Below are 25566 nucleotides of genomic sequence, written 5' to 3'. Positions count from 1 at the left end.
ACGACGACCAGGTCAAACAGCAAGGGCTGCGCCGCCGCTGAGAGCTCAGCGGATTTCTGCGGGTTCCGGGAATGGACGTGATGTCCCTGCCCGTGGACGACAACCGGTAAGTAGGAGCGCTCCGCGCCCGCCCAACCAAGGATGCGATGGCAGGCGGGGAGAATCTGCTCCGCTCACGATTCCTTCCGTGGGGCGTATCCGCGCGTCGACAGATGTGCTGACAGCGAACACGGAACGACTGCGCCAGGAATGTCAGAGGTCCCCCTTATGGTGGACACGTGGGGTACAAGTCCGCTCCACCAGCGGCGAGGCGGTCTCGTCGAGGAGAACCACTCGACCTTGGAGAAGGGAGCTCGAGATGAGCCTCATGCAGGTGGAGACAACTGGAACCACCGCTCCGGTGGGCTCCGTGGGCCAGCTTCTGGAGAGCGGCATCGCTTCGCTCGACATCACGGCCGCGGAGCACCAGGCTGTCGAGAGTCGCTACCAGTCACTCGGTGCGGCGTTCGAGGAGCACTGGGAGCAGACTCGCTCGACCAACACCGTGTTCCCACAGGGCTCTTTCCGCCTCGGAACTGTCACCCGTCGCATCCATCACAACGATGACGTCGACATCGACCTGGTCGCCACCCGCGACCTCTCCAAGGACAGCATCTCGCAGCAGGAGCTCAAGATGGACGCCGGCCACCCTGTGCGGTCTTTTGCGGGTGGCTACGCGCCACGGCCAGAGGTCCACGAGAGCGACCGCTGCTGGACGCTCAACTTCGCCGGAATGCACATGGATGTGCTGCCCGCGCTCGACGAGCCGGACGGTTTGGGCGGCATCCTGATCACCGACCGGGCAGTGCGCGCGTGGCAGCGCTCGCACCCCCGCGGGTATGCCGAGTGGTTCCACTCGCAGGTCGCGGCCGAGCTGAACGAGCGTCGTCAGGAGGTGCTCGCGAAGAACACCGACATCGAGGATGTGCCGGATTTCGCCCTGAAATCGGACCTTCAGCGGGTGGTGCAGGCGCTCAAGCGCCACCGGGACATCTACTTCAAGGACAGGCTCGATGACCGCCCCTCCTCGATCATCATCACGACCCTCGCTGCTCGCGCCTACGCTGCAACGGGAAGGGCGGACCTCTACGATTCGCTTCGGAATATCACCAAGGCGATGCCCGACTACATTACCTTCGACACGGCAGGCTGGCAGCTGGCGAACCCCGTGCAGCCGGAGGAGAACTTCGCTGACTACTGGAACGTGGATCATCGCCTGCGGAGGAACTTCGAACAGTGGCTCGATGCGGCGATCGTCGATTTCGACGCCATCGGAATCCAGAAGGGTCTCCACAACGTGCTCCCACGACTGAGGCAGACCTTCGGCGAGCGGGCGGAGCAGAGTGCCGCTCGCGCGGCGGGGGCCGAGGTCTATGTCGCGCGGACGAACGGCACCCTGGTGGCCGGAACCAGCTCGTCACAGGTCACCGCACGGCAGGTGAAGCCCCATGGTTTCTATGGCGGCTAGCTCGCGGCTGACCCTCGCCGCGCAGGCGCTAGCGTTGCGAAGCGCTTTTCCATCTACGAAGCCGGTCCTTCGTAACGGTCGGCTGATCTGGGAACACGTGCTGCAACCCGCGGCCGCGAGCGACACCTACGGGGTCCGGCTCGAAGCGCGTCCCTGCATGCAGGCTGAGATATTCGTCACCTCGCCGGCGCTGCGGCCTGACACCCAGGGCCGCCTGCCGCATGTCTACAAGAACGGGTCGCTATGTTTGAACCGCGCGAAGGATTGGCGAGCCGACCAGCTCTTCATCAACACAACCATCCCGTGGGCCATTGAGTGGCTGTTCTTCTACGAGCTCTGGCTCGTCGATCGCATCTGGCGCGGAGACGGGCTGGACGAGAACGACCTCGAAGGCCAGCAGGGCATCCTTCACCCGTATTCACCGCGGGCGGCGCGGCCCCGCCGCTGACTAAGGCAGCTACTCGGCGGAGTTCCGCGGAGGCTTCTGTCGCAGCGCTTCGGGAAGGAATTGGTCGATCTCCTTCTCGGCGAAGGTCATCTCCTCGCCGACGCCGAGTGCCTTCTTCGCCCTCTTATAGGCGGTTGAACTTGTGTCGGGCGCCGACCGGTATACTTCGCTGGCGGTGGCGGATAACCGATCGCGCCGGTGGCGGAGCTCTTGCGAGGACGTGTCCTTGCTTACCATGTCGGCGATTAGCAGCTCGTAGAGATTTCGCAGCTCCAGGAAACGTTTGGCGGCGGTGCGGTGCGCTTCTGCTGATTTGGCAGGATCGAAGCTGAGCTGGAAGATCGCGAAACCGGCAGTCAGCACCGCGAGTGCGGCGCTTGCGATCTTCCACGCAAGGTCGTCCGTGCCGAGAATCAAGATGATGCCGCCGAAGGTTAACGCGCTCAGTACGATGTTCACCCACCTTGCGATGATGCTGAATCCGCTGAGGCGCTCACGCTCCTTCTCGTGCACCTTGTGCGTGTACACCAACCGCCCGTATGCCTCGCGGATAGCTCCAAGCTGCGGATCGTGAACCAATTGCGACCTCCTAATGACGAGCATGGCACAGGGCTCCGACAGCCGACGGCGGAGCACGCGGTCTGGCCGTTCAAAAGGGGCTCGCGCCGAATAGTCCGGATAACTGCAATTGTCGGTGGCTAGATACCCACCCCTTGAAGAGAGATTGGCTGCTGTTGTCGACCGCCAACATAGATTGTCTTTCCGCCACGCAGATTGTCTTTCTGAGAGGTCGGGACAATCTAAGTGGCGGGTTCTGTCGAAGAGTTCATCGTCGCAGCGAGCCGGGTGGTGTCGGGGACGACCAGGTCGATGGTGAGGCGGGTGTCCGTCGCGATGCGGTGGATGTCGAAGTCGAAGGTCTGCGCGCCACCGCACATGCCGTCACGAGGCAGATCGACCTCGGGCCCGATCGAGTAGAGACCGGACGTGCAACTGAAATCGAGCTGGAGTGAGCGGGCTCCTGCCGGGACGGTCAGCATCAGTGAGGTGCGACCGGTGTGATAAATCTGCGCGGTCGGCCAGGCGGCAGTCGAGATCGTCGGGCTGACAGGGTGTCCGGGTTGCGACGCGGTGCAGCCGGCCAGCGCCGCACCGACCAGCATCGTCATCAGCGCCGACGCGATCAGTCGCCCGCCTATCAGCCCCCGGGGTTTCTGTTCTGTCATCGGCAACCGACGAACCCGGAGGTGACGATTCCCCTGCTCGCGCCCGCTTGTTCGATGGCAGCTTGGATGTGGTCCTGGAGGAGGCCTGCGAGGATGACCGTTTCGGTCTCCCCTCGGTCCTTCATTGTCTTGAGGTCTGCGGCCGAAACTTCGCTCAGCGAGACGCGCTCTGTTTGCCAGCGAGGCTCTGTGACGATCGCACGCGCTGTCGCGACCGCCTCCTCCGTTGCGGGGTCGGCGGCTGATGGGTCGCGCTTCACAGAGAGAGTGAGGCAGCCTTGTCCGGTCGAGCCATCGCTGAGTTGAAAGACGCGGCGGATCGACACGTCCGGACGGTCCGAGGACGCTGTCGGTCGTGCAGAGGTGCTCGGGATCGGCGCCTTCGCATCCGAGGCAGTGCTGCAACCGGTCACCGCTGCCGCCAGTGTCAGCGCAACACCGAGAGCGGCGGCGAGTAGCCACCCGCGACCCCGCGTCCGACTCATGTGTGAACCAGCTTTCCGTTTTCGTGATCCCAGTGGGTTCGACCGGCGTGATGCTCGGGTGGCAGGTCCCCCACCACCTGCCACCCAGCGTCGCGATCCCCCGTGGCACGACGCTCTTCTTCACGCTATCGGCGCTCTCGGGCGCGAGGGAATGTAGCGAAAGTCACATCCCGGTTGGCGCGAGCCGGGCTCGCGAGCGTCCATGATTGTCCTGTGGTCCCCGGAAACCCCGCCCAGCTCTCTGCGGAGGAGGCCGCCCGTCTCGATGCCCGCATCACCGACGAACTGGTTCGCCGGCTGAGCGCGCGAGGGAGTGCGCTCACCGCTGATCCGGTGGTCAGCGAACAGGTGGCCGCGCAGGTCCACCGGATTCTGCGGCGCACGTTCGAATTCCTCTGTATCTCCGTCGAGGATGCGCCCCCGCCCGCACCGCCCACCGGCGTCGGGAGGACACGAGCTGAGCAGAACATCCATCCCAGCGACAGCCTCACTGCGGCGACCCTCCTGTTCGACATCGCTCTGACCGAACTCACGATCGACCATCAGGATGGGTCGGCGGTGGCCCGCGCACTCAACGCGGCGATCATGGATGAAGTCGTGCCGGCATCACTCGCCTATGTCGATGCGCTGCTGGAACGTCTGGCGGTCGCCCACACTGAGGAACGACTCGGGATCTCACGCGAACTCCACGATCGAGTCGCACACGGGATCGCCGCCGGGATCCAGCGCGTCCGCCTCAGCCGGCAACCGACGAGCTCCACAGCGGGACGCATCGCCGAAGCGCTCGACCTGCTGGAGTCGGCTTTGGAGGAGACACGCTCTCTGGCGCTCGACCTCCGGCACTCCGTCGGCGACAAACTCCTCGATCAGGCGATCCTCGACTACGTCGCCGATCTCGTCTCGGACCCGCCGCACGTTGACGCCACGAGCAAGGGCACCCCGCGCTCCCTGCCGGCCGGTGTCCAGGAGGAAGCGTTCATCATCGTCCGCGAAGCCATCCACAACGCACGCCGCCACTCCCGCGCCGGCCGCATCAGCGTGGTCTCCACCTGGCACCCCGACCGGTTGCGGATCAGCGTCGCGGACGACGGAGTCGGCTTCGAGCGCGACACGATCCGGCCGGGCGCTCTCGGCCTGATCGCCGCCCAGGAACGCGCAGAACTCATCGGCGCGGACTTGTCGATCCACTCCCGCCCGGGAGCCGGGACCACTGTGGCTTTGACGATCGCACGCCGGGAGTCCAGCACATGACCCGGACAGTGGTGCTCGCCGATGACCACGCCCTCTTCCGCAAGGGAGTGCGCGCCCTCATCGAACGCTACTTCGACGTCGTCGGTGAAGCAAGCGACGGGGACGCCGCGATCAGACTCGCAGTGGACACCGCACCCGACGTCCTGCTGCTGGATGTCGAGATGCCCGGGCCGCCGCCCGAGCAGACCATCACCACAGTCCGACGACGGTCGCCGACGACGGCTGTCATCATCCTCACCATGCACACCGACGCCGTCCTTCAGCGCCAGCTCACCCGCGCGGGCGCTTCGGCCTTCGCGGACAAGAGCATCAGCGAGGACGCGCTCCACCGCCTCATCGCGGCCGCACGACCTCACGCGGCCTCCCCGCCGGACGAGGGGCTACAGAAGAGCCCACCGGATCGCGTTCTCACGGAACGGGAATTGGAAGTCATCAGGATGATCGCGCAGGCTTACACCAACCGCGAGATCAGCAAACGCCTCAACATCACCGAAGGCACCGTCAAAAGGCACACAACCAACATCTACGCGAAACTCCAAGCCACCTCGCGAATCGACGCCGTGCGGAAAGTCGTCCGGCTGCGCCTGCTCGACGGGGGATCATGAAGAGCTGGCGACCGTACGCGGTACTGGCGATGGCGTTGATCGCGGGCTTCGGACTCTGGAGGTTCTCTGCCGGAGCGTCCTCCGACCCCAGTTCGGAGGACCCGTGGGGTGCCTGGGACGCCGTCGTAATCTGTGCAGGTCTGCTCGCCATAGGCGGCATCATCCTTGTTCTTTCGGGTGCCCGTCGCCGACGCAGTTCTGTCGCAACGCTCGTCCCGGCGCCACGGGGTACATTCGAAGATCGGGCGTCCCGATTCGGCAAACCGACAGCCGTGCGTTGGCGGCGGTGGCAGGTACTCGGATGGTCGAGTTTCGCTGTATTCGAGCTCGCGGTTGTGTGCGGCATCCTTGCAGTCGTCTTCCACGCGAACGGCAACCAGGCTGGCTTCAATGTGGCCATGCTGGCTTTCGTTCTCGGCATCTTGATCGGGTTCGTCGGATTGCTGTGCGCCCGACGGCTCGGTCGCTATGCGGTTGCCAGTGAACTTCTGACGCGGCTACAGAAACGGAATCCTCGTACGACGCTACCGATGGCCCTCGCGATGCTTCATAAGCCGGCGCTCTATGACCGGTGGGCCACAAAGTTCGGGGACGAATGAGCGCGATCGCCACAGTTCCGATGGTGAATGGGGAGGATCGCTGCCGGGTAGAGTTCGGCTCGATGAGACGACGACGTGCACGAACTGTCTGTTTCGCCGGGGCGGTCCTGTTACTAGCCATCGGGTCGATGCTGACAGCCTGCGCTGGCTCGGCGGCAGGCGTGCACGATACGCCGACGGGGGTGGCGTCGAGCGCGCCTATGGCGGAGCAGGCGAACCCCACATTTCCAGTGACAAACCCCGGCGGAACCGTTGACGCAGCTGCTCAGCACAAAGCCGATCTCTGGTTGGCCGGAGCGGTCGTGCCGGCCGTCGCGGTGAGATCCAGCACCCGACCTGTCGGCGTCGCGAGTGGCTCGAGCACGGGCATGTGGTGCCAGCCGATGGCCGATGCCGTGGGGTACTGGACGCTGCCGAACGTGTCCGCCGACGCCGCGCTGGCGTGGCTCCGGTCGCATCCAAGTCAGGGCATGCAGGTCACCGGCGGGAACGAGACACCGCAGGCGGGCGACTCCCGAGCGACGGGCGGGACCGTCGTGGATGAGCCCGCGCCGACGTCGCTTGAGGCCCTTATCTTCACCGTGACGAGTGTGGGCTCGGGATCAGGAATCCGCGCTGACGCTTTCGCCAAGGCTGACAATTCGGTCTGCGCCACCGCGCCGCCCGGCACCATGCTTGGCATCGGCGGCTGACGGAAGGAGCGCAACAACGCGCTACGCGGCTTCCGGTATTACGGGGTGGCCACCAGAGGCCGGCGGCTGGCTGTCAGTCTTCAACTCTTCGGCCTGTGGGCGGACCGATTGGGGGCCCGCGTCAGCCCAGGTACTTTCCAGTCAGGGTGAAATGCGCGCCTGCCGGTATGGTCACGTCCAAGTGCTCGACCGTGCCCGGCTTGACGAAGATCAGGTAAGTGAAGGGGCCGTTTACGCAGGGCTTCCGCTGCAGTCCCTGCGGGTCCTCGCGGAGTACGACGCCGAACGGATTCTCCCCGTCGGTGCTGCCGTTGCGGCAGTCGAAGCTTTCCATGAAGTGTGTCGCGCCGGCGGGAACATGCAACGCAATGGTCGTGCTAGACGAGCCAGCAGCGGTGATCTTGGGCCAGGAGGCCGACGCTGGCGGCGGCACTGAACGCGCTTTGAGGGCCTGCGCGGCCGAAGGGTCGCCACCCAGGTCGGGGGCGGTGCATCCCGTCAGGGCGAGCATGACCGCGAACGTGGCGGTCGCGGCGATAGCGGCCGTGTGGGTCATTCTCAGCATGGGTTCATTCTCGATCCTCTTCTGGCTGTCATCTAAGCATCGAAGGGGCCGTGCGGGGAATAGCTGGCCCAGCGCCATTCCGCGGAGCCGAGCTCGACGTTGGGTGCTTTCCTCGGCCGCGACACGACGGCTTTCCTCACGCTTGCGCGTCATCTCCCGCTAAAGTCATGCCAGCCGACGCGCCGCGTCGCATTGGGGGAGAAACGATGGATGAGTCCGAGTTCGTTGCAGCCGAACCGTCGAACGGCGAGGTCCCAGCGGCCCAGCCGGTTCAGCGATTGCCGTTCAGTCAGTTGGCGATCTGGGGGTTCGTGATCTCCTGCGTGAGCCTGTTCGTGTTCGGGTTCATCGGGGTCCTCGGAGCTGCGCTCTCCGGTCGCGGGTTCCGGGCGGCAGCACAGGGTCGTGCACGCGGCAAGGGCCTAGCGATCGCGGGCATGATCATCGGCGCGGCCGGGTTCGTGTTCTGGGCCGTCGTGTTCATCGCGTCGCACTTCAGGTAGAGCGAGGACGGAACTCATGAACGCTGACTCGACGGCTGCCGAATCTCGGGGACGCCTCGTGGCGAAGTTGGCCCCGCAGAGTATCGGCTTTCGGACGGGGATCGCCCCAGTGAACGTCGGCTGGCCGTTCCCGCGGAAGCTCGAGATCTACGAGAACGGGCTGCTGGTGAGCGGAATGGGGTCCTCCGCGTGGATCCCGCGAACTTCCATCGCCTCTGTGCGCCGTGGCCCTGGGTATGTTCGGGTGAAGTGGGAGACGGGCGAAGGAAACGGATCGGCGACCATCGCCAGTTGGTTCCGGATCGCCCAGGTTCAGCGTGCTCTGGAGAGCGCGGGTTACGCGGTTCAGCCGTAGCGCCGCGCAGTCGCACTGGTGCGCCCTGATGCGCTTAGTGCTTACAAGCCCAGAGTCGTGAATGGGTCCTCGGTGTCGTCGGCGACGCCCGCAGTCTGAGCTGGCACCCGGGCGAAAGCGTTGTCGCCAGCGCGAGCCCACTCGATGAGGGCTTTGGTCTTCTCGGCTATTTCGTCGCGCACTTCTGCAGGCGCATCATCAGCGTCGCGCCAGATGGCTAGCGCGTTGATCTGGGTGTGGTGCTTCCGACCTTGGGCGTCGCGCCAGATGAGCGCGGGCAACGGTGCGATGTCCTCAATCGAATCGCGGGGCACCGTGCGTGACCAGAGCTGGCCGGTGACGACCGCGCGGTCGGCGTAGAGCGTCACCCCGAGTCTGGGAGCGCGCGCGACGCAGAACACAGCGAAGGTGAGCAGCAGGATCGCACCGATGATCAGCGGCAGCCGGACGGTGCTCTCTGCTGGCGTGTACGGGACGAAGATGCCCACGACGGCGAGAAGACCAACGATGCCGATAAAGACCCCACCGGCGATACTTGCCACCACGCTGCGGTGCGGCGCTGCGAGGAAGAGGGGGCTCGCGCTGTCGGCTTGACTCATCTGCGTCACTCTAGCGGGCCTGCAGACAAACGACGCGACGTCGCCGCCTCGGGTGGTGGAGTCGTCATGCCATCCGGGTCGCGGACAATCTGTTTGGCGGTCAGCGAGGACAATCTCTCAGGCGGACACGGTCCGAAGGCGGCGAAGCAGGACAATCTGTTCGCCCGGCCGACAGCTGTCGACGGTCGCGATAGATTGTCTTTCTGTCGCGGAGTTTGTCCCTTTGCGCGTGTAGTGGGCTAGACACATGGGCGATACGCGCTGTCTTCGAAGGCGATTGATACAAGGATGAACAGGTGAACGGATTGGGGATCGCTCTACTTGTTCTTGTCTTCATCGTTCTCGCCGGCGCAGGCGGATGGTTCATCACCGGCGGCCCAGGCCGTCGACAGCGAGCAACGACCGGAACGATCAATCGGGGCGGACCGGCAACTGTTGCGGTCGTCAGCGGGCTGATGGTCATCGCGATCGCTACGGGCATTTATCTGCTGGCCTCTGGGAAGTAGGGAGGTCCTCGGACCGGCGTAGCAGAGGCTTGTGACGACACGAGCATCTCAATCGCGGTTGACGATCCTCTAGCGGGTCCGCCTTGCACGTTGCGGCGCAACGGACGATCGATTTGGCGGAGATCGCGGACAATTTGCTGGCGAGAGCACTTGAGGGTTGCTGATAGGGACAATCTGCTGGGGGCACCGACAGCTGCTGTCGACCGCCAAAACAGATTGCCTTTCCGCCAGCAGGGCTGTCCGTTTGCTGTCGACCGCCACCATAAGGTGTCTCTCCGCCACAAACACTGTCCGTTTCCGGATCGGAGACGATCCAACTGGCGGGAAGCAGGAGCCCGGGCGCAATCCGCGCGTTTGCGGGCAGGTCGAGGTGGTGAGCTTGGGGTAATGCTTGCACCGCGATGATCGCCATCTTGAAAGGATTACGCTACTTCGCTGGCGGGAATACCCAGCGGACCACTCGTAGCCATTCCTTCGTGCTCTCGGGGTCGGCCGGCGGTGGTGCATCGGATCTGACAAGCTCTGGCAAGCCAATTTGGTCAGGCTTCAACCCGCTGTCTGCCATCCAGAGAGACCCTGGATAGATCAGGAGTTTCCAACTGGCCTCGACCACGGCGAACCGCGTTTCCCAAAGGTGAAAGCTGGAGATATCGATTGGTTCCGCCCCGCGCATCGACTTCCGCTCCCAGGTCGTCGATCCGTCGCCGGCAAACCGAAATTCGGGTGTTCCATGACCAAGGACGTTTCGATAATCCATGCACCTCTTGGTGCGATCTCGGAGCATCTCGCCGTCTCGCCAATCCTTCGGCATTACCCTCGCGAGCGCCCTAAGCTTTTCGCCCGGCTTCATAGCAATCCACGCCGGACGCGAGCGGTCGGACATATCGCCATCAGTGAACCACTCGCCTGGGTGAATGAGGCGCTCATCCAATCTGTTGGCCATGGACATGATGTGACCATCGTGCGCACGGATCAGCGCGAGGTCCTCGCCGATTCCGCGATTGGGCCGTTCATCCTTCACATGCTCATACTGGCGCAAAACAGGATACTGCACCGCTGATGTCACCGAAGTACAGGTGGCCGCGGGGCGAGGCATAGGCCGCCTTCGCTCGCGCCGCTTCGGGCGGACCCTGCGATGAGTAATTCAAATGCGTTGCATGACAAACCCGACCGGTGACTGGGCGCGCGAGACGCTGCCAGCGTTTTGAGGAGCTGCACGCGGCCACTGAGCAAATGGCGTTAGAGGCAGGCGCCGCCGGTGATTCGGTGAAGGAAACAGGGAGCTCGGAGTAGGCGGCGCCGGGCGTCAATGTTGCGCGCGCCCGTGTGGCCCGTGTGGCCGCCGCTCTCCGTCAATGCCTGCCGCCGCCCGATGAAGCCAGGTCGTCCGAGACGTGTACTCGTCGGCCGAGCCGGCTCGGATCTCGTCGAGCTGAAGCTCGATGTCCGCGAGCAGATCGCGAGCGACGCTGGCCCACTGGCGCAGATCGGGGACAAGGAGATCTTCAGCGATGCCGTTGTACTCGCCATGGTCGGCTCTACTCTGCGCGTCGAAGTCATACCTTGAGGCGTACTCCTCCCGCGCAGTCGCGATCAAGAAATCGGCATCCTTATCGGATCCGGTCCGTCTGGCTGTTCTGGTCACGTGGCATTTCTGGAGTCTCCACCAATGCAAGACGTGCCCGATAGGCCTATCTGGCATTTCTGGCACGTATGGCTAGCGAGACTTCTTCTCTATTGAACGAACCGCTGAAAGAGGGGTACGGATGCCTCGAAATCGGGGTCAGTGCCTCAGGCTGGCGGACACGGCCGCAGAGAGGGTGATCTGCGGCGAGGGTGGTACGGCAGACTGACTCGTTGTGGGACTGCGAACTGACGGTGGTCACGCATACACTCAACTCACCATCGGGGAGCAAGACGGGCCGCTGAAGCGCGCGGCAGAGGAAATGCGGAACATCTACGCGAACGATATCGCGCGCGTCGTGTTGTCGGGGAAGCAGACGCCCATCGAGCTGATCCGGTCATGGCAGCGGTACACCGAAGAGGCCGGCGCCGGGCACGACTCGTCAGGCTGAGGCGTAGGAGAGATGAGCCGACGCTCAGGCCACGTCCGTCTCAGTCGAGAGATCATCGTCGGGACCAACAGGGACTGCCTGGATGCGGACCGTCTTGTTCGCGAGTGCGAAGAGGGCATCGATCGAGTCCTGCATCTTCTCCGGATACAAGGTGGCCTCGCGCAAGAGGTAGTCGATTCGCTGGAACGTTTCCGGTGGGACATTTGCGCGGACTTCTCCAGCTACCTGACGGAGCGCCCGAAGCTGATCCTGATGTTCGCGTGATCTTCGGTTGGATCGCAACGACTCGGCTTGTTCATTCGCCAGATCTCTGCGGGCGTTCGCCTCGCTGGCCTGGGCGAAATCACGACGGACTCTCCCGATGCCCTTCATTAGTGCGGTGATGGTCGGCGTCGCCGCGATCGCGAACGCGACGGCTTCCTCCCACAACTGCAGGTCGAGCGTGAGCGGGCTGCCGTAGTTGACAGCTGCGACGCGCATGAAGTCGATCGCCTCGGTAGCGAGGAAAGCGTCGTTCGATCCCGACTCGTCGAAATCACGGGTTGCCCCCAGCCAGACTCCGAGGCCTACAAGGCGAGCCGCCGAACGGACGTCGTACTCGAGCTCGCGGAGGGGGATTAACCCGTCTTCCACGATGAAAACCTGGATGGTGCCCGTAGGGAAGACGTCGGCGTCGGTCATGGCCACAGAATACTCAGGCGTGTCCGATGCGCCCTGGTCTGCCCACGAGGAGTCTGCTGCACGCATACGCCCGTTGCCGTCCGCGGCGGCGGTGCGGTAGCTTGCGCTCGTAATCCGCCAGCGGTGGGGTCGCGCCGACGGGGGAGAGGAGCAGCATGGTCCAGTGTCATCTCGACGGCCAACAGCTCGCCGCCACCGACTGGGTGGAGATCCCAGACGGCGTCGTCCACGTCATCGCACCGAAGGGTGCAACATCATCGAGCGCGGGCCATCGAATCGACGGCTTCGACGTCATCGATCTACAGGTGACGCGTGGTGCGGATGGTCTCTGGCAGGTTGTGCCTGGAACGAATCCACCCGTATGTGAAGTGGCCGTTGAGCCGATCGAGCCGTCGCCGACGATAGATATCGTGCACCTCGAGGGTCCAGGCGAAGTGTGAACCTATGACCTGGAGTCGGAAGAAGCCGCCGGCGAATCCACAGCCGGTCCAGTCCGGCGCCGGCGTGGCACCAGCGCCTGACGACAGCGAGGAGTCGAAAGCTGACTGGGCGAGCATGGCCGCGTGGGAAGAACGGGCCTACGACATCGCATTCGGCGGGCTCGATCGCTCCAGAACAGGTGCTACGACCGTTCAAGCCGCCTCCGCAGCGATCGCCACGCTGTACACCGGTGCGCTCGGGTTCGTCTTCTCCACCACGAGCTCGTCGTTTCCGTTGAGAGGGCTCCTCACTCCGCTGTTCTTGGGTCTCGCGGTGGTCCTCTCCACCTTCTACCTCGCGTTCCTCACGCCGGCCACGAAGTATTTCACCTCGCCCCCGGGTGGTCAGGCGACGGTCTCGAAGAACGTTTGGGCCCGTGTGAATGACGTGGGGGACCGAGTGGACAAGGTCGCAGGACGAAGAGCGTGGGCGATTCGATCGGCGGTTGTCGCCCTGGGCGTGGGTCTGGTCTGCATGCCCCTCCCGTTCATCACGAGCACCTCCTTCAGCCAGACACCGACAGCGGCCGTCACGCCGACATCCTGGCCGACTCCGCCGCCGGTGGATGGATCGCAGCCGGGAAGCGTCGACTTCGGGAAGATCCTTTATCAGGCACAGATCGACCAATTCAGGGCCGACCTCAAGGATTCGAATCCCGAACCGAATGGCTTCGTTGAGTCGGGATGGTTCTTCCTCTCGATTTTCGGAGTCGGTGCACTTCTCGTCGTGTTCTTGCCGCTGGCGGCAAGACGTGGTGACAAGAAGTTCCGAGAGGAACAGAAGCGAATTCGGGAGAGCTCAGCCGCGCCAGCTAACGGCACGTCGCCTGGCGGTAATCACCAAGCGTCCACCTAGCTCCGGGATCGAGCAGCCCGGCCTCGACGTCCTCACGGGCGCGACGGTGGTCGGCCAGAGCTCTTGGATCATCGCGTCGACGTGGAAGAATGGGCCACTCGATCACACCGAATCGACGGGTATCGCCGACGGCGTGAAGCGACCTGTCCGTGACGTGTCGGCGTTTCGGACGGTTCCACGGGGGGAGTGGTCATCCGCTCGAACTCCGCGCGCCACCAGCGCCAGATCATCCGGTCGACCTCTTGCCCGGGTAGCCCGCGCCTGGGCGAAGGCCCTGACCCCCACTGTGACGCGCCGGCGTGTCGCCTGTTGCCAAATCTTGTTCGCGCACGTCGGAGCGTCTTCTCATTTACGAGCAATATGCACAATGTCAATTCGATATGAGCCGGTCGGTCTCTCTAGCTTGCGCGGATCTGCCGTATGGCATCTCTAGCGTTGCTCACATGGACGAAGAAGAATCAGGCCCGAGGGTGGATGATTTGGCAGCCGAATCTGCTGCGTTGGCGCGCCTCCACGCGGCCATTAGACGGCTAGGTGGCGATACGACCTGGATCCTCGACTGCCTGGCGGAGACCATCGCGGCCATGAAACCCATCGAGAAGAACGGAATGAGCCCGGAGCAACAGCGGGTACTCGTGGAGATGGGGGAATTCACTATCGAGGAACTTGATCATGCGCGGCGTGAAGTGAATCGTGGCTCGCTCAAAGTAAGCGCCATCGAGGCATTTCTCTCGCACTTCTACCAGACCATTTCGCTGGAAGACATGGCCGCCTACCTGCGCTGGGACGAGGCAGAGGTCAGACGGGCCGTCGCCGAGGGCCGACTATGCGCCGCGGAAATCGGGGGACGACTGCGATTCCCCGTGTGGCAACTAAGCCTCCCAGATCCCGAGAAACTCCTGCCAGGCCTTCAACCTCTTCTGCAGGCGGCTTCGCAACGCTGGGACTGGTCTGGTCTCACTGCGTTCATGTCCACCCCTCAGGAAGGCCTGGTGCTCGAAGGCCAGCAGACGCCGGCGGAGTGGCTTCGCCGTGGCGGAGCGATCAAAGACGTGCAACAAATTATCGAGTCCTGGGAGTGGATGTGAAGAGCTGGGCCGGTATGCCGCTTGTCAGGTGGGAGCGGGATCTCGAGCGTCATCTGGTCGAGCACCCCGAGCTATTGGGGCTGCTCATCTTCGGATGGCAAGTCAAGGCCGGACTCATGCGCCGGATCGACCTGCTTGGCATCGACGCGGCAGGAGGCCTCTATGTCATCGAGGTGAAGCGGAAGGTCCCGAGTGACAGGGTCATCGCCCAGGTTCTCGACTACGTGCACTGGGCCAGGGCTGCAACTCTCGACCAGCTCAACGCTGTCGCTGCTCGCCGTCACGTGCGTCTGGATCTGTTGGCGGCCTTCGAGCAACGTTTCGGACATCCTCTGCCAGCAGGGGAGAAAAGAAGCGTCCGGATCATCATCGTCGCAGCGGGTCTGGACTTGCGGACTTACCGCTCGCTCGAGGTGCTCAATGACGGTCCCTATCCTGCTGTCGGGTTTCGGTACCGGGTGACCGGCGAATCCATCGCCTTAGATGAAATAGGAGAAGGCGACGTCGTGTCGCAGGGGAGAGCCAAAGACATCAACCCAGCCCCGCCCGCGTCTTCGGTCGAGCTGGAGGGGGTTCACGGCGCGGCGCAGGGGAGCGGCGAGGTTATCGGGACGGCCACGGCGACCTCGCTGTCTGTGGATGGCTACCCGGTCCACGACGACGTCCGTGAGTTCTGGACGATGGTCTCTGCGCTATTCGGATGGCCGTTCGTCCCGTTCTCGCTCGTTTATGACCGCTACGAGACATGGCGGAAGGCAGAGAAGAGGGAGGGATGCCACCGCAGCCGGCTGCAGGAGGGACTCTTCGGCAAGCAGATGGCAGCCCTAGTTCGTGAATCGGGCGAATGGGTCTACGAACGCAGAGCTCTTGGCGATCTGGCGGCGGAAGACGGCGCTTGTCCGTTCCTGCCTTCACTTTCCGAGGGGTACACCAGGCGCCGCGTCTCGGGCTACCGGAGATTGGTTACCACCCACGGCGAGTGCATGGGAATGCGCCACCAGGCGGCCGCTTAGTGACAGCCACGGATCATTCGCCTACCGGAACGTCTGCACTTTCTTGGGCGGCGGAGCCTTCGTTTTCACGCTCGCACCACACCGCCCCAGGACTGGGGTGCAGACGAGCATTCACCTGGCTGCCACCATGAGAGGCGATCATGAAGAAACTCACACCTTTCGCACTTGCAGTCACCATCTCCGCGGCAATCGCCCTCACCGGGTGCAGCACCTCCCCAACCACAGCGCCGGCCTCCTCATCGGAGTCCAAGAGCAGCGCGGCCGCCAAGCCGACGAAGGAGGCCGCCAAGCCGGCCGACCTCAGCGGCATCTGGAAGCAGACGAACTCCGCGGCGGCCAACTCCTACCAGGAGGCGGAGATCTCCGGCGACGTCATCACCATCAACTGGGTCGGCGATAACGGCGACACGAAGTCGATCTACTGGGTCGGCAGCTTCGCGGCGCCGACCGATGCCGCGACGCCGTACACGTGGACGTCTACGCGCGATCAGGCCGCGACGGAGTCGGCCATGCTCGCGTCGCAGGACGACACGAAGCAGTTCACCTTCCAGGACGACACCATCAGCTACTCGGCCAGTGCCCTCGGCACGACCACGACGATCAAGCTCCAGAAGAGCTGATCCTCCCCGAGCAGTCCTTCACCCCCGAAACGCCCCGGCCAGCCTCGTGCTCGTCGGGGCTTCTTCTATCGTTGGTCTGCCCGTAGGCGTCAGACGAAGAAGAACACGACAATCACGGCTGCGATCCTTCGTTCCCACATCCGATCCTCCAGGTCCTTAGCCGGTCCGATCAGCCGAGCGACGTCAGGTGTACTGTCTCGCCGTCGGACTCGCAGGTGAAGTGGTTGCGCACCATCGCCCCGAAGCTGTTCTGCGAGTCGACGTCACCTGTGACCGTGTACTGACCATTCGTCCCCGTCGCACCCTCGTTTGAGAAGCTCGCCGTGCTCGGCGACTTGAGGTTGTTCTTCACGACGTTCTCGCACGCCACCTGCGACTCTGCCTGCTTGTCCTCGTCGGTCGGGTTCGCGTTGCGAAACGACCCGTACACGTTGAGCGCGATCACAATGGCCACCACGACGCCGGCAGTGATGAGGATGAAGCCGAAGCAGCCCATCGGCCTCTTCGCCGGCTTCGGCATCGCGTTCCATCCAGGAGGGGCAGCGGGAAGCTGAGCACCCTCGGGGTAGATTGGGTCATGAGGCTTCGCCTGCGACTTGAGTCGCGAGCCCGACCATTGCTGTCCGTTCCAATAGATCTGCAGGTTCGTGTTGGACGGATGGGTGAACCACCCTGGGTGTGAACTCACGGCCGGATTCCCCCTGATTATGAGTGCGGTCCGAGCAGCTTATTGGCGTGGCCCGGCACAGGCCTTTCATCGTGGGTACCCCAATTCGGGAGCGAGAGCGTCCAGGCCGAGATACCTGTTACCGTCTGGATTGTCACGACCGGCACTCACAGAGGAGTTTGGATGCCCGAGTTCAAAGGTGTCTACGGTTACGCGCTCATCGTGGACGACGAGGGCGTCACGATCCAGGCGACAGGTCGAGTTTCACAGGGCGCGCTGGGCGCGTCGGAGCGACGAATCCACTTCGAGGAGATCACCGACCGCTCATTCAGGGCCGCCAACCTCGCGACGAACGGGCACATCGAGATCGTCACCAAGAACGGCAAGTCGATCTTCCGCTTCATGACCGGGAAGACTGCGCGCGCGGCCGCCGATGCCTTCGCCCTGATCGTGGAGCGGACGCCGCACGCAGGCGACAAGACAGCCGGTCGCGGCCTCACGAACAAGGAGGGCGTCGAGGGCGCGACGATCAAGGGCGCACTCGCTGAGTTCCGCGCGCTCCAGGCGGCGATGGACGACCAGCGGATCGCGGCGCTCTTCCCGGGGCTGTCGTTCGATGGTGAGAGCGTCACGTACCAGGGCGTCACGCAGCCGATCGCCGGCTCGAACGCCGTGGTCGACACGGCGGGCGAGCTCGATCGACGCCCGACCCTCTCCCGAGTCGCTATGGGCGGCGTGCTGTTCGGTGCGCTTGGAGCTGTCGGCGGGGGGCTTATGCAGAAGAAGGTCGACAGCCGGCAGGTGTTCCTCCTGATCGACGGTCCGCTCGCGGCATGGGCCGTTCCGGCCAAGCCTGACCAGTACAGCGACGCCACTCGCTTCGCGGCGCTGTTCAATACGGCGGCGAAGACCGCGGCCGCAGCCGTTGTAGGGGCGCTCGAAGCGCCTGCACCCGCGGCTGCCGCGCCGTCTCGGGGGATCGCCGAGCAGCTCAGCTCCCTCGCCCAGCTCCATCAGCAGGGAGTGCTGAGCGACCAAGAGTTCGCCGACGCGAAAGCAGCCGTGCTCGCTGGGCACTAAGCGAGCGCGCGCGAGGTCTCCATATACGCTCTAACACTGTGCCCGACGTACTCACCCTGGACGGCGCAGCCGTCGACCGCTACGCAGATGTACTGGCAGTTGTCGCCGCCGCACTCGTCGACGACGACCTTGCCCTGGCGCGCCTGCGCGTCTCGCCGATCGCGGGTGAGCGCTGGCTCGGCAAGGTCAGCCTCGCCGGCGCGCAGCAGCCGGACGGCGTGCACAAGCGGGTCCCGATCAAGGAGCGCGACCGAGCGCAGACTCTCGTCCGAGAGGGCTTTCGCTGCGGAGCCTGCGGCGGCCGCGCTGTGCCGCGCGGCGTGCTCGTCGCTCTCAGCGACGTGCTCCCAGAGGAACTGCCGTATCAGCAGCACTACAAGCGCGGCGAGATCCACCCGGTCTACTGGGCCCTCGCCGCCGAGGCGGACCACGTGGTGCCGAGCAGCAGCGGCGGCAGCAGCGAGCCCGCGAACCTGCGCACGATCCACGCCTTCTGCAACACGCAGCGCGGGAACGCGCTGCTCGAGGCGCACCAGATGAACACCCTGGCTACCAGCGCTGATCCTCGATGGGATGGCCTCATCGGCGCGTACCCCCAGATTGTCGCCGTCGCTGCGGCGCGCGGCTTCGCCTACTCGAGCGCGCAGTACCATCACGCGCGGATGCGCGCCTTTGGCATCAGCGGCTGACCGCGGGCCGTCGTCTACCGGATGTTGGGCTACAGGCCACGATAATTACTCAACCCCTCAAAGAGGGGAATGCTGGCCCTGGTCGCTTAGGCCAAACTATCGAAGGGTTGTAAAGAGAGCGGAGCGGCATTGGGTCGTCAGAGACACCTGGCATCACTACTTGTGGCATTGCTACTGACAGCCGGCTTAGCGGGTTGTTCAGCATCTGGTTCTGCCCACGCCGGGGACGGAACTTCGACAGCTGCAGCCACTTCCGATTCATCCGATGGAACCCCTGCCAGTCAGACTCCGGCTCTTTACATCACAACGACCAACTCGGATTGTTACGACAGCGGCAGCTGGTCCTGCGAAGTATTCGTGAACGTCTCGAACCCTGGAAGCGCACCGGTCTCGGGCACGCTGACAGCCAAGTTAATTGCAGCGGACGGCTCCATCAACGACTCCGCAGATGTCCCCGAGTTCGACGATCGGGGATCCTACGATTTCACAATGAACCCAGGCGTCTCGGCAACTGGGACCTTCGGCTTCCTCGTCGGTGGCGGCATATCCTTCAAGCACGTTCTGTTCTACCTCGACGACCAAATGGTTTCTGAGCTACCCCTGTGTTTGACGTCACGTCAGCTGAACGGCGACACCTCCTACTGCTGAGAGGTACAGTTCCCCTCATTGCCTGGCGGAGGCTCTGTCAAGACTCTTCGGGTCTAGCCCCCTGGGATCGCCATAGCGTCATTCGCAACCATGGCATGGCGCAGACGACTTCCAGCGCCGGGCGAACCTTATGGAGGAACCGCGGCGAGGAGACGTGCTCATTCGGGGTTTGGCTCAACGATCTTTGCGCGTGACAGCTCCACGATGTCAGCGTGGGCCGACCCGGTGAAGTCGAAGCGGATGGACCAGGCGATCAGACACGGAGTGCCTCGCGACAAGGCAAAGGTCCCTGACTCGATGGTTCTATCTGCATCGCAGGTGCCGGCTGCGATGAGTTCGGCAGCGACCACTGTCAATCTGAGCGGAGTGGTGCAGTATGCGTCCACCTACTGGCAGCAGTACAACCCGGCATACGTCGCGCAATCGGGTGACGACTGTACCAACTTCGCTTCGCAGGCGCTCTTCGCCGGCGGCTGGACGATGAACCAGACGGGTAACTATCAACAGCCCGACCAGTGGTGGTACAACAGCGGCGGCGGGGTGGCCCCGCAGAATCAGAGCTGGCCGTGGATCAACGCCCAGATGCTCTCCGATTTCGGGGGGCCACTACACTTCGCGCTTCTACGCTGACGTGTTCACCCCCGTATTGGAAGGCCAGCGACATCGCCTTCTGGATTTGGAGCGGTGATACGACCAAAGAAGTACGATCACACCACTATCGTCACGTACGTAGACTCGTCGGGAAACCCGTACTTCACGCAGCACAGCAACAATCACTACAACCAGACATACGCTGCAATGTTGGTGGGTAACCCGAACGCCTACGTCGCGGACATGCACCTTCGGACCAGTATCTGACCATGAAAGCCCAGCACCCCGCCAAAGCTTGCCGCCTGTTGTTCGTCGCCGCCGCGGCGCTGGCCACGGCTTTGGCGGGGTGCTCTTCCACCGTCCAGGACACTGGAGGGGCGCCGCCGACGGACAGCGCAAAGACAGTCGTCGAGCAACTGCTCACGGCGATCGACTCCGGAGACTCGAAGGCATTCGTCGATGTGGCCCCCGGGTCGTCGAATGAGGCGGCCGCGGCGATCATCGACGCTTGCCGCCCGATCAACCCCCAGTCCCGCTCCGTCCAGTTCGAGTCAGACAACGGGCCGCAAGCTGTCCGCGTCACCCTCCTCGGCGCGTTGACAGATCAGCCCACCAAACCCGGAACCTGCGCCTGGCAGATGTACTGGAACCAGGATCGCCGAAACTGGACAGTCACGGTCGTCGCGAGCGTGAGCGGGAGCGCGACGCCCTAGACAATTTCCGCGGGCGACCTCGATCGCGGCTCTCGGTCGGGTGAGGTCGGTCCCCGACGCTCGTGGTCAGGTCTGGTTCTCAGCCGTACGCCGGGAACGCCTTCGCCAGGACTCGCAGAGTGCGCTGCGTCGTCTCGGCCGTGAGCGCGCCAGAGCGGGCCACGTAGTCGGCGGCACGCCGCGGCCACAGCACAGTGACCGCGCCGATGGTGAAGGGACGGCTGAACAAGCCCCATTCAGCGTCCACAAAGCACAGCATCCCGTACGCTGGCACGTCAGTGAGACCAGCAGCGTCGAGCGCGACCCGAACGCGCTCGACCTGCTTCACGACACCGGGCACGAGCTTGGTGCAGTCGCGGCGGCCGACGATGAGTTTGTCGATGCGCGGGCTGAGGAAACCTCCGTCAACGCGATGTTCCACGCGCCCCTGATACTTCTTCGCGTCGATTACGAAGACGCCCTGCGGCGTGATCACGAGGTGGTCGATGTTTGCTCGGGTGCCCGGAATGCGACGGTCGTGCAGGGGATGAACGTGCTCGGTCGCGGCGTCGTCCAACCACCGACCGAGTTGCTGTTCGCCACGTGACCCGGTCGCCCAGGCCTTCGTCGACTGCGGGTCATCGGTCAACGCCAGAATGAGACCGCCCAGTTTGGGGTGTGCATCTCGGATCCGCTTCTCCCGAGCGTCGTGGAGCTGCTGGAACTTCTTCGCGGCGGACTCGCCGGCGGGTCCGCTCACGATCTGCTCGGGAGGCGTGCTGTCCGTCCCCGTGCACGTGACGCAGTGGACGGTGCGCGTAGCCCGGTCGTAGACTGCGACGGTTCCCGCTGCGAGATCTCGATGGCAGTCGGAGCATCTGCCCGCGTATCGCAGGCGCATCGTCTTCTCCGTCGAATCCGTGTCGCTCGCCATCGCGCCCCTCCCTGCTTGCCTCCGACGAAGGTACCCGCGGACACCGCTGCCGATTCAGCCCCAGTTCCGGGCACGAGACTCCGTGATCTCCGACGCCTCGATTGAGGTCACCCATCGATCGCAGCATGGTTGTCGATCAGTCCGTGTCGTACCTGTCGGGCGCGACCGTAGCGGGCCGCGGCGGGTCGTGGTCGCCGGCGGACGGGGCCGCTGCGCTGATCCCAAAGGCTGCGCCGCGATGCCCCGTCTAGCGCTTCGCTCCCAACACGACGCATCGCTCGGTGATGTGCAGCCGCTCGCCCGCTACGGCCCGCTCGTGTCCGGCGGAGTGGGGACGATGATGCGCCCGTCATCCGCGCCGCCCACCTGTATCTGACCGTCTTTTCCGATCAGGACCTGGCGGCTCCATTGATCGGGCATCGGACACGGGCCGCCTGTCTGTCCCGGTACGAGCTTGAGTGCGAACGACGTAGTCTCGGTCGCCGTGCCCGACTGGTCCTTCAGCGTGACCACGAGGTCGCGCTTCTTCGCGGGATCCTCCTTGCCCAGAGCCACGACTTCGAACGAGGGGCTGGTTCCGTCCTCGCGGTCGCACGCGCCGGCGTAGCAGGCGTGAACCGTGCCCCCGGGGTGCAGACGAAGCCAGATCGAGGCGTCTATGGTGACGTGGGGCGGCCGGATGGCGGGCATGGCACACACCGCGATCAAGGGAGCGCAACCGGCGAGGAACGCCACAGCCAGTAGGCCGATAGTCGCGGCTGCCCAGCGTCGAATCTGCGTCACGTGCTCAATCCGAGAACCGTGCGCGCACGACGGACGACTGGTCGTCGTCCAATTCCCACCGCGCGCCGTGCTCGTGCTCCAGGTACTCCTCGCGCAGGAACGCACGGATGGCCTTCGCGGACACGTCCAGCTCGTCGGCGAGCTCGTTCGGCGTGGTGGTCATGACGCTCAGAGTATCGACGAGTCGTCCGCGGCGGCGCGTGCCTGCGTCCCAATGAGCCGGCCGACATAGGTCATCACGATGGCCGCGCCGATCAGCACGACACCCAGAGGCGCCAACACCTGCCCGATGACCCGGACGACCAGGTCGAGGAGCGCGATAAGGGCCTGGTCGACGCCCGTTGCAGCGCTCGGTTGCTGGGCGGCGGTGTAAGCGAGCTGCGGAAGCAGCAAGGTGAACACCACGCCGGCCACGGTGAGCGCGATGCCCCACCACAGCACGACCTTCGGTCGCAGCTTCGATTCGTTCACGAACGTCCCCCTTCGTCGCGGTTGCTGATGATGCTAGCGGGCCAGCGTCACCCACGGCGTGGTGTAAGCGGCGCGGATAGGCTCCGTCGCGAGATCCTCGCCGCTAGGATCGCAGGACACATACCGGGTAATGGGGGTCCCAGGAATGCGTTCTTTTCGCGAATTGCGCGCTACGTTGATCGTGGTGGTTGCGGTACTTGCCGTAACTGGCTGCACGGCGGCCCCGAGTGGGCAGCCGGCTGAGACGAGTACGGCGGCTTACGCGACCACCGGGACCTCTGCAAGCACAGAATCGGTGTCGCAGCCGCTCGCCTACGGAACGTTCACGCCGTCCAATGGGGTGGGTGGGAACGCCTCGATCGAGCGCGCTGACGACGCACTCACCGTGACGCTGAACTCGTTCCATAACGGAGGTCCGAACGCGCGGTTGGTGTTCGTGGATGCCGAGCCCGAGCAACTGGCGGACTGCATTCCGGGGGACGCGAAGACGGCCAGCGTAGGCGGCACGCCCGCCGAACCGAAGTCGGTCTTCCGCTTCGCGTCTGCAGCCGACTTCGACGCGGGGGTGGTCCCGAAGTTCCGTGCCGCGGTGCTGGTGCGTCAGGCGGCGGAAGGCGAGACGGGGTGCACCGAGCCCGTCCTCGCGGTCGCACCTCTCACCTGGTCCACGGGGAACGAATGAGCAACCACACCCGCGCCACCCGTGCAACGACGATCAACGGCGCTCGCGCTGCCATGGCACGTGTGAGGCTCGCCAAGCTGCCGCTCCTGTGCATCGTCGCCATCGCGCTCACGAGCTGCACTTCTCCTGCCACGACGCAGCCCATCCGGTCGACGACCGGAACCTCAACCCCGACTCCTTCAGCAACGCCCGCGTTCGTCGACGGGCTGCCCACCAGCTGCGATGCGCTCTACGCCGGGCTGGAGAAGTTCGTCTCCGACGACGGGTCGCTGGTTCTCAATCCCGCGTGGAAGTCGGGCCCGGGTGTGACCCGCGCGGAGTCGAGCGGTTACGGGACTTACGATCCGGTTCTTGCCGCGTCTCTGTCTCAGAGTCCGGGTCTGATCTGCGACTGGGCGCCGGCTGCAGGGCCGAGCGACACGTTCCTCACGACCCAGATCCGTCACGTCGATGTCGCCACCCAGCTGGCAGCGTTCTCGCGGATGAACGAGCTCGACTGGGGCTGCGGCCAGGCTTACGACGGCAGGTGGTGCGTCACGAACGACTCCCACACGGGCCGGTCGATCGGTGAATCCCAGTACTTCGGTCACGGGATCTGGCTGGCGTCGAACTGGAACAACGCCGGACCGGAGACCTACACGCCCGAGCTCTTGAGGCGACTGTTCGGTTGACAGCGAGGAGTTCACGGTTTGGCCAGCACGATGCGCGATCGCCGAAGAAGAATCACCACCAGCGTCCTGCTATTCGTAGTTGTAGGCGTCGGGCTGTTCGCCCTCTATGTCTCGTTCGGGTGGCCCGTGTGGCTGTGCGCCCTTGTCGCCGCCGCGGTGGGCCTCATCGCGGGAGCTTCCAACCTCTATCTACGGCGTAGCGCACGATAGTGGACGGCTTGCCTGGTAGCGCCCGAGTGCTCCAGCAGGTAGCCCAGCATCTGGCGCTCTGCCGCTACCGCGAACGGCACGAGGCGCGCATCGGCAGGGTCGACTCGCGCGCGTGTGGCGGGATGAACCTGCTGGCGTTGACGTCCATCCACCGCTGACTACGCCTCCCACACCGGCCGTGCCTGAGAAGCCAACTCCCTGAGCGGCGCACTGTCGAGCACGACGTGCGACTCGGGGATGCCGAACGCCGGCCATTGGACCACGATCTCGATCGGTCCGTCCGGTGGCAGGGGCCAGAGCCACACACCGTCGTCGAAGAGGTAGTTGTCCTCGCTGCCGCGACCGCCTCCGCCGGACGGGTTCAGGCTGTGCTTCTCGGGCGTCACACCGTACATGCCCGGAGCGTGGTCGGAGGTCAAGCGCTGTCCGTCGCCCAGCACGACGCCGTAGCGCAGGCGGTCCGGGTCGAAGCGCACGAAGTGGCCGTGCATATCCGACTGCAGCTCCGCCCACTCGCGACGGGTCGCGTTTCCCCGGCGGACTCGTCGCTCGATCACGAACTCGATGCCGTTGCTGTACACGCGGGCCATCGTAAGAATGAGCGCCACCGTGTCGTGGATGGCGATCGTCTCGCGGATCGGAAAGATCGCCGAGACCTCGTCGTCCGATGGTTTCCACCACGGCGCTGGAACGAGCTCGTCGTTGTCGGTCTCGTCTTCGGGCGGGTCTGGTGGGAAGAAGCTCACGATGGTCACCCGACCACACCGGCGGCTCGGCTCGCAAGACCCGGCGCCGGTCAGTCTTCGACGATCACGTTCTCCGAGATCTGCGACCACCCAGACTTCACGATGTCGTCGGTGACCCCGTGACGGTAGAACTCGGCGTTGACGTCACCGGCATCCCATTGGAGGCCGAAGTACTCGGCGGCACTGCACGACGATGCCCACTGCACTGGTTCGACCGGCTTGACGACGACGAGGCAGAGCCCGGTCGCAAGATCACCAGTCTGCTTGGCCAGATAGAACTCGATTCCACGGTGCGATGCGATGTGCCGCGTGGTGTCCGGATCGAACCCGCTGAAGCCTTGGACGCCGGCTGGCAGCGCATCGGTGGGCTCTGCTGTGCGTTCGAGATCCGGAACGGTGCTCGGCGTGCAACCGCTGAGCGCCGTCAGGACCGTCGTTGCCGCGGCCGCGGCGAGTAGAAGCGCGCGCACGCGGCGCGGTCGGATCTGTTCTCTCATGTCTTCCCCCTGCGACCGAAGCGTAGCGGGTGGTAACTGCGGCAGTGCAGAA

General features: G+C 64.4%; 34 protein-coding genes and 1 pseudogene. 20 read left to right on the top strand and 15 right to left on the bottom strand.

Annotation, left to right across the window (positions count from 1 at the left end; genetic code table 11):
• Positions 1-358 precede the first annotated feature (358 nt).
• Both ABH923_RS01675 and ABH923_RS01670 read left to right on the top strand, forming a co-directional pair.
• Positions 359-1507, top strand: coding sequence for a nucleotidyltransferase (locus ABH923_RS01675; RefSeq protein ID WP_370053434.1), 1149 nt, complete (start codon positions 359-361; stop codon positions 1505-1507).
• On the top strand, positions 1497-1955 hold the full coding sequence (locus ABH923_RS01670; protein WP_370053432.1) for a hypothetical protein: 459 nt from the start codon (positions 1497-1499) through the stop codon (positions 1953-1955). The genes ABH923_RS01675 and ABH923_RS01670 overlap by 11 nt, the downstream gene beginning before the upstream one ends.
• 9 nt (positions 1956-1964) lie before the next feature.
• Here the strand turns inward: ABH923_RS01670 and ABH923_RS01665 are convergent, their stop codons facing one another.
• The 3 genes from ABH923_RS01665 to ABH923_RS01655 form a co-directional block, all read right to left on the bottom strand.
• Positions 1965-2534 carry an SLATT domain-containing protein gene (locus ABH923_RS01665; protein ID WP_370053431.1) on the bottom strand — a complete coding sequence of 190 codons (570 nt, stop codon included), beginning with the start codon at positions 2532-2534 and terminating at the stop codon, positions 1965-1967.
• 221 nt (positions 2535-2755) lie between these two features.
• Complete coding sequence (locus ABH923_RS01660) at positions 2756-3181, bottom strand: hypothetical protein (RefSeq protein ID WP_370053429.1); 426 nt, start codon at positions 3179-3181, stop codon at positions 2756-2758.
• A complete protein-coding gene (locus ABH923_RS01655) occupies positions 3178-3507 on the bottom strand; it encodes a hypothetical protein (protein WP_370053427.1) in 330 nt (109 codons plus the stop codon). Before ABH923_RS01655 ends, ABH923_RS01660 begins: the two co-directional genes overlap by 4 nt.
• A 261-nt stretch (positions 3508-3768) precedes the next feature.
• Between ABH923_RS01655 and ABH923_RS01650 the strand changes: the two genes are divergently transcribed.
• The 4 genes from ABH923_RS01650 (at position 3769) to ABH923_RS01635 (ending at position 6813) form a co-directional block, all read left to right on the top strand.
• On the top strand, positions 3769-4917 hold the full coding sequence (locus ABH923_RS01650; RefSeq protein WP_370053425.1) for a sensor histidine kinase: 1149 nt from the start codon (positions 3769-3771) through the stop codon (positions 4915-4917).
• 8 nt (positions 4918-4925) lie between these two features.
• The gene (locus ABH923_RS01645; RefSeq protein WP_370053423.1) at positions 4926-5522 is read left to right on the top strand and encodes a response regulator; all 597 of its coding nucleotides are present in this window, start codon (positions 4926-4928) and stop codon (positions 5520-5522) included.
• Positions 5519-6121, top strand: a complete 603-nt coding sequence (locus ABH923_RS01640) for a hypothetical protein (RefSeq protein ID WP_370053422.1) — start codon at positions 5519-5521, stop codon at positions 6119-6121. Before ABH923_RS01645 ends, ABH923_RS01640 begins: the two co-directional genes overlap by 4 nt.
• 383 nt (positions 6122-6504) lie before the next feature.
• Positions 6505-6813, top strand: a complete 309-nt coding sequence (locus ABH923_RS01635) for a hypothetical protein (protein ID WP_370053421.1) — start codon at positions 6505-6507, stop codon at positions 6811-6813.
• Between the two features lie 121 nt (positions 6814-6934).
• Here the strand turns inward: ABH923_RS01635 and ABH923_RS01630 are convergent, their stop codons facing one another.
• Entirely contained in the window at positions 6935-7378 is a 444-nt protein-coding gene (locus tag ABH923_RS01630) for a hypothetical protein (RefSeq protein ID WP_370053420.1), read from the bottom strand.
• A 167-nt stretch (positions 7379-7545) separates the two neighbouring features.
• Between ABH923_RS01630 and ABH923_RS01625 the strand changes: the two genes are divergently transcribed.
• Entirely contained in the window at positions 7546-7881 is a 336-nt protein-coding gene (locus ABH923_RS01625) for a DUF4190 domain-containing protein (protein ID WP_370053418.1), read from the top strand.
• Between the two features lie 396 nt (positions 7882-8277).
• On the opposite strand, the gene ABH923_RS01620 is transcribed toward ABH923_RS01625, so the two are convergent.
• Positions 8278-8835, bottom strand: coding sequence for a hypothetical protein (locus ABH923_RS01620; protein ID WP_370053416.1), 558 nt, complete (start codon positions 8833-8835; stop codon positions 8278-8280).
• A gap of 296 nt (positions 8836-9131) precedes the next feature.
• Here ABH923_RS01620 and ABH923_RS01615 point away from each other — a divergent pair, with 296 nt between their 5' ends.
• Positions 9132-9341, top strand: coding sequence for a hypothetical protein (locus ABH923_RS01615; protein WP_370053414.1), 210 nt, complete (start codon positions 9132-9134; stop codon positions 9339-9341).
• A 427-nt stretch (positions 9342-9768) separates the two neighbouring features.
• Here the strand turns inward: ABH923_RS01615 and ABH923_RS01610 are convergent, their stop codons facing one another.
• From ABH923_RS01610 to ABH923_RS01600, 3 genes are all read right to left on the bottom strand, one after another.
• A complete protein-coding gene (locus tag ABH923_RS01610; RefSeq protein WP_370053412.1) occupies positions 9769-10362 on the bottom strand; it encodes a hypothetical protein in 594 nt (197 codons plus the stop codon).
• A gap of 285 nt (positions 10363-10647) precedes the next feature.
• A complete protein-coding gene (locus ABH923_RS01605; protein ID WP_370053410.1) occupies positions 10648-10986 on the bottom strand; it encodes a hypothetical protein in 339 nt (112 codons plus the stop codon).
• A 454-nt stretch (positions 10987-11440) separates the two neighbouring features.
• A complete protein-coding gene (locus ABH923_RS01600; RefSeq protein ID WP_370053408.1) occupies positions 11441-12097 on the bottom strand; it encodes a hypothetical protein in 657 nt (218 codons plus the stop codon).
• 155 nt (positions 12098-12252) lie between these two features.
• Here ABH923_RS01600 and ABH923_RS01595 point away from each other — a divergent pair, with 155 nt between their 5' ends.
• From ABH923_RS01595 to ABH923_RS01575, 5 genes are all read left to right on the top strand, one after another.
• The gene (locus tag ABH923_RS01595) at positions 12253-12537 is read left to right on the top strand and encodes a hypothetical protein (RefSeq protein ID WP_370053406.1); all 285 of its coding nucleotides are present in this window, start codon (positions 12253-12255) and stop codon (positions 12535-12537) included.
• A gap of 4 nt (positions 12538-12541) precedes the next feature.
• Positions 12542-13432: a hypothetical protein gene (locus ABH923_RS01590; RefSeq protein WP_370053404.1), complete on the top strand. Its 891-nt coding sequence runs from the start codon at positions 12542-12544 to the stop codon at positions 13430-13432.
• Positions 13433-13875: 443 nt separating this feature from the next.
• Entirely contained in the window at positions 13876-14520 is a 645-nt protein-coding gene (locus ABH923_RS01585) for a hypothetical protein (RefSeq protein WP_370053402.1), read from the top strand.
• Positions 14511-15533, top strand: coding sequence for a hypothetical protein (locus ABH923_RS01580; RefSeq protein WP_370053401.1), 1023 nt, complete (start codon positions 14511-14513; stop codon positions 15531-15533). Before ABH923_RS01585 ends, ABH923_RS01580 begins: the two co-directional genes overlap by 10 nt.
• A gap of 140 nt (positions 15534-15673) precedes the next feature.
• Entirely contained in the window at positions 15674-16153 is a 480-nt protein-coding gene (locus ABH923_RS01575) for a hypothetical protein (protein ID WP_370053399.1), read from the top strand.
• A gap of 169 nt (positions 16154-16322) precedes the next feature.
• On the opposite strand, the gene ABH923_RS01570 is transcribed toward ABH923_RS01575, so the two are convergent.
• Positions 16323-16841 (bottom strand): hypothetical protein, encoded by a 519-nt coding sequence (locus tag ABH923_RS01570; RefSeq protein WP_370053397.1) that lies wholly within the window; start codon positions 16839-16841, stop codon positions 16323-16325.
• A gap of 162 nt (positions 16842-17003) precedes the next feature.
• Between ABH923_RS01570 and ABH923_RS01565 the strand changes: the two genes are divergently transcribed.
• The 5 genes and pseudogenes from ABH923_RS01565 to ABH923_RS01545 all read left to right on the top strand — a co-directional run bounded on the left by ABH923_RS01565 (position 17004) and on the right by ABH923_RS01545 (position 20541).
• Positions 17004-17900 (top strand): DUF4429 domain-containing protein, encoded by an 897-nt coding sequence (locus tag ABH923_RS01565; RefSeq protein ID WP_370053395.1) that lies wholly within the window; start codon positions 17004-17006, stop codon positions 17898-17900.
• Between the two features lie 38 nt (positions 17901-17938).
• Positions 17939-18589 carry an HNH endonuclease gene (locus tag ABH923_RS01560; protein ID WP_370053393.1) on the top strand — a complete coding sequence of 217 codons (651 nt, stop codon included), beginning with the start codon at positions 17939-17941 and terminating at the stop codon, positions 18587-18589.
• A 357-nt stretch (positions 18590-18946) separates the two neighbouring features.
• A complete protein-coding gene (locus tag ABH923_RS01555) occupies positions 18947-19237 on the top strand; it encodes a hypothetical protein (RefSeq protein ID WP_370053391.1) in 291 nt (96 codons plus the stop codon).
• A gap of 90 nt (positions 19238-19327) precedes the next feature.
• Positions 19328-20095 (top strand): annotated as a pseudogene (locus ABH923_RS01550) (amidase domain-containing protein).
• A gap of 2 nt (positions 20096-20097) precedes the next feature.
• Complete coding sequence (locus ABH923_RS01545; RefSeq protein ID WP_370053389.1) at positions 20098-20541, top strand: hypothetical protein; 444 nt, start codon at positions 20098-20100, stop codon at positions 20539-20541.
• 79 nt (positions 20542-20620) lie between these two features.
• Here the strand turns inward: ABH923_RS01545 and ABH923_RS01540 are convergent, their stop codons facing one another.
• From ABH923_RS01540 to ABH923_RS01525, 4 genes are all read right to left on the bottom strand, one after another.
• On the bottom strand, positions 20621-21454 hold the full coding sequence (locus tag ABH923_RS01540; protein WP_370053387.1) for a nuclease-related domain-containing protein: 834 nt from the start codon (positions 21452-21454) through the stop codon (positions 20621-20623).
• 303 nt (positions 21455-21757) lie between these two features.
• Positions 21758-22237, bottom strand: a complete 480-nt coding sequence (locus ABH923_RS01535; protein WP_370053385.1) for a hypothetical protein — start codon at positions 22235-22237, stop codon at positions 21758-21760.
• Positions 22238-22241: 4 nt separating this feature from the next.
• Positions 22242-22400 (bottom strand): hypothetical protein, encoded by a 159-nt coding sequence (locus ABH923_RS01530; protein WP_370053383.1) that lies wholly within the window; start codon positions 22398-22400, stop codon positions 22242-22244.
• Between the two features lie 5 nt (positions 22401-22405).
• On the bottom strand, positions 22406-22708 hold the full coding sequence (locus ABH923_RS01525) for a hypothetical protein (RefSeq protein WP_370053381.1): 303 nt from the start codon (positions 22706-22708) through the stop codon (positions 22406-22408).
• A 295-nt stretch (positions 22709-23003) separates the two neighbouring features.
• Between ABH923_RS01525 and ABH923_RS01520 the strand changes: the two genes are divergently transcribed.
• Complete coding sequence (locus ABH923_RS01520) at positions 23004-23390, top strand: hypothetical protein (RefSeq protein WP_370053379.1); 387 nt, start codon at positions 23004-23006, stop codon at positions 23388-23390.
• Complete coding sequence (locus ABH923_RS01515; protein ID WP_370053377.1) at positions 23387-24061, top strand: hypothetical protein; 675 nt, start codon at positions 23387-23389, stop codon at positions 24059-24061. The genes ABH923_RS01520 and ABH923_RS01515 overlap by 4 nt, the downstream gene beginning before the upstream one ends.
• 368 nt (positions 24062-24429) lie before the next feature.
• Here the strand turns inward: ABH923_RS01515 and ABH923_RS01510 are convergent, their stop codons facing one another.
• Together ABH923_RS01510 and ABH923_RS01505 are read right to left on the bottom strand one after the other, a co-directional pair.
• Positions 24430-25026: a hypothetical protein gene (locus ABH923_RS01510; protein ID WP_370053375.1), complete on the bottom strand. Its 597-nt coding sequence runs from the start codon at positions 25024-25026 to the stop codon at positions 24430-24432.
• 41 nt (positions 25027-25067) lie between these two features.
• Positions 25068-25514, bottom strand: a complete 447-nt coding sequence (locus ABH923_RS01505; protein ID WP_370053373.1) for a hypothetical protein — start codon at positions 25512-25514, stop codon at positions 25068-25070.
• Between the last annotated feature and the right edge of the window lie 52 nt (positions 25515-25566).

The organism is Leifsonia sp. EB41, assembly GCF_041262565.1.
Lineage (GTDB): Bacteria > Actinomycetota > Actinomycetes > Actinomycetales > Microbacteriaceae > Leifsonia.
This window is presented reverse-complemented; position numbering and strand designations above follow the sequence as displayed.

Excerpts from the sequence above, each read along its gene's own strand:
- ABH923_RS01670 (WP_370053432.1), top strand. The coding sequence starts at position 1,497 with ATGGCGGCTAGCTCGCGGCTGACCCTCGCCGCGCAGGCGCTAGCGTTG.
- ABH923_RS01600 (WP_370053408.1), bottom strand. The coding sequence starts at position 12,097 with ATGACCGACGCCGACGTCTTCCCTACGGGCACCATCCAGGTTTTCATC.
- ABH923_RS01515 (WP_370053377.1), top strand. The coding sequence starts at position 23,387 with ATGAGCAACCACACCCGCGCCACCCGTGCAACGACGATCAACGGCGCT.
- ABH923_RS01590 (WP_370053404.1), top strand. The coding sequence starts at position 12,542 with ATGACCTGGAGTCGGAAGAAGCCGCCGGCGAATCCACAGCCGGTCCAG.
- ABH923_RS01540 (WP_370053387.1), bottom strand. The coding sequence starts at position 21,454 with ATGGCGAGCGACACGGATTCGACGGAGAAGACGATGCGCCTGCGATAC.
- ABH923_RS01585 (WP_370053402.1), top strand. The coding sequence starts at position 13,876 with ATGGACGAAGAAGAATCAGGCCCGAGGGTGGATGATTTGGCAGCCGAA.
- ABH923_RS01630 (WP_370053420.1), bottom strand. The coding sequence starts at position 7,378 with ATGCTGAGAATGACCCACACGGCCGCTATCGCCGCGACCGCCACGTTC.
- ABH923_RS01530 (WP_370053383.1), bottom strand. The coding sequence starts at position 22,400 with ATGACCACCACGCCGAACGAGCTCGCCGACGAGCTGGACGTGTCCGCG.
- ABH923_RS01625 (WP_370053418.1), top strand. The coding sequence starts at position 7,546 with ATGCCAGCCGACGCGCCGCGTCGCATTGGGGGAGAAACGATGGATGAG.
- ABH923_RS01505 (WP_370053373.1), bottom strand. The coding sequence starts at position 25,514 with ATGAGAGAACAGATCCGACCGCGCCGCGTGCGCGCGCTTCTACTCGCC.
- ABH923_RS01565 (WP_370053395.1), top strand. The coding sequence starts at position 17,004 with ATGCCCGAGTTCAAAGGTGTCTACGGTTACGCGCTCATCGTGGACGAC.
- ABH923_RS01675 (WP_370053434.1), top strand. The coding sequence starts at position 359 with ATGAGCCTCATGCAGGTGGAGACAACTGGAACCACCGCTCCGGTGGGC.
- ABH923_RS01575 (WP_370053399.1), top strand. The coding sequence starts at position 15,674 with ATGAAGAAACTCACACCTTTCGCACTTGCAGTCACCATCTCCGCGGCA.
- ABH923_RS01635 (WP_370053421.1), top strand. The coding sequence starts at position 6,505 with ATGGCCGATGCCGTGGGGTACTGGACGCTGCCGAACGTGTCCGCCGAC.
- ABH923_RS01620 (WP_370053416.1), bottom strand. The coding sequence starts at position 8,835 with ATGAGTCAAGCCGACAGCGCGAGCCCCCTCTTCCTCGCAGCGCCGCAC.
- ABH923_RS01595 (WP_370053406.1), top strand. The coding sequence starts at position 12,253 with ATGGTCCAGTGTCATCTCGACGGCCAACAGCTCGCCGCCACCGACTGG.
- ABH923_RS01640 (WP_370053422.1), top strand. The coding sequence starts at position 5,519 with ATGAAGAGCTGGCGACCGTACGCGGTACTGGCGATGGCGTTGATCGCG.
- ABH923_RS01545 (WP_370053389.1), top strand. The coding sequence starts at position 20,098 with ATGAAAGCCCAGCACCCCGCCAAAGCTTGCCGCCTGTTGTTCGTCGCC.
- ABH923_RS01660 (WP_370053429.1), bottom strand. The coding sequence starts at position 3,181 with ATGACAGAACAGAAACCCCGGGGGCTGATAGGCGGGCGACTGATCGCG.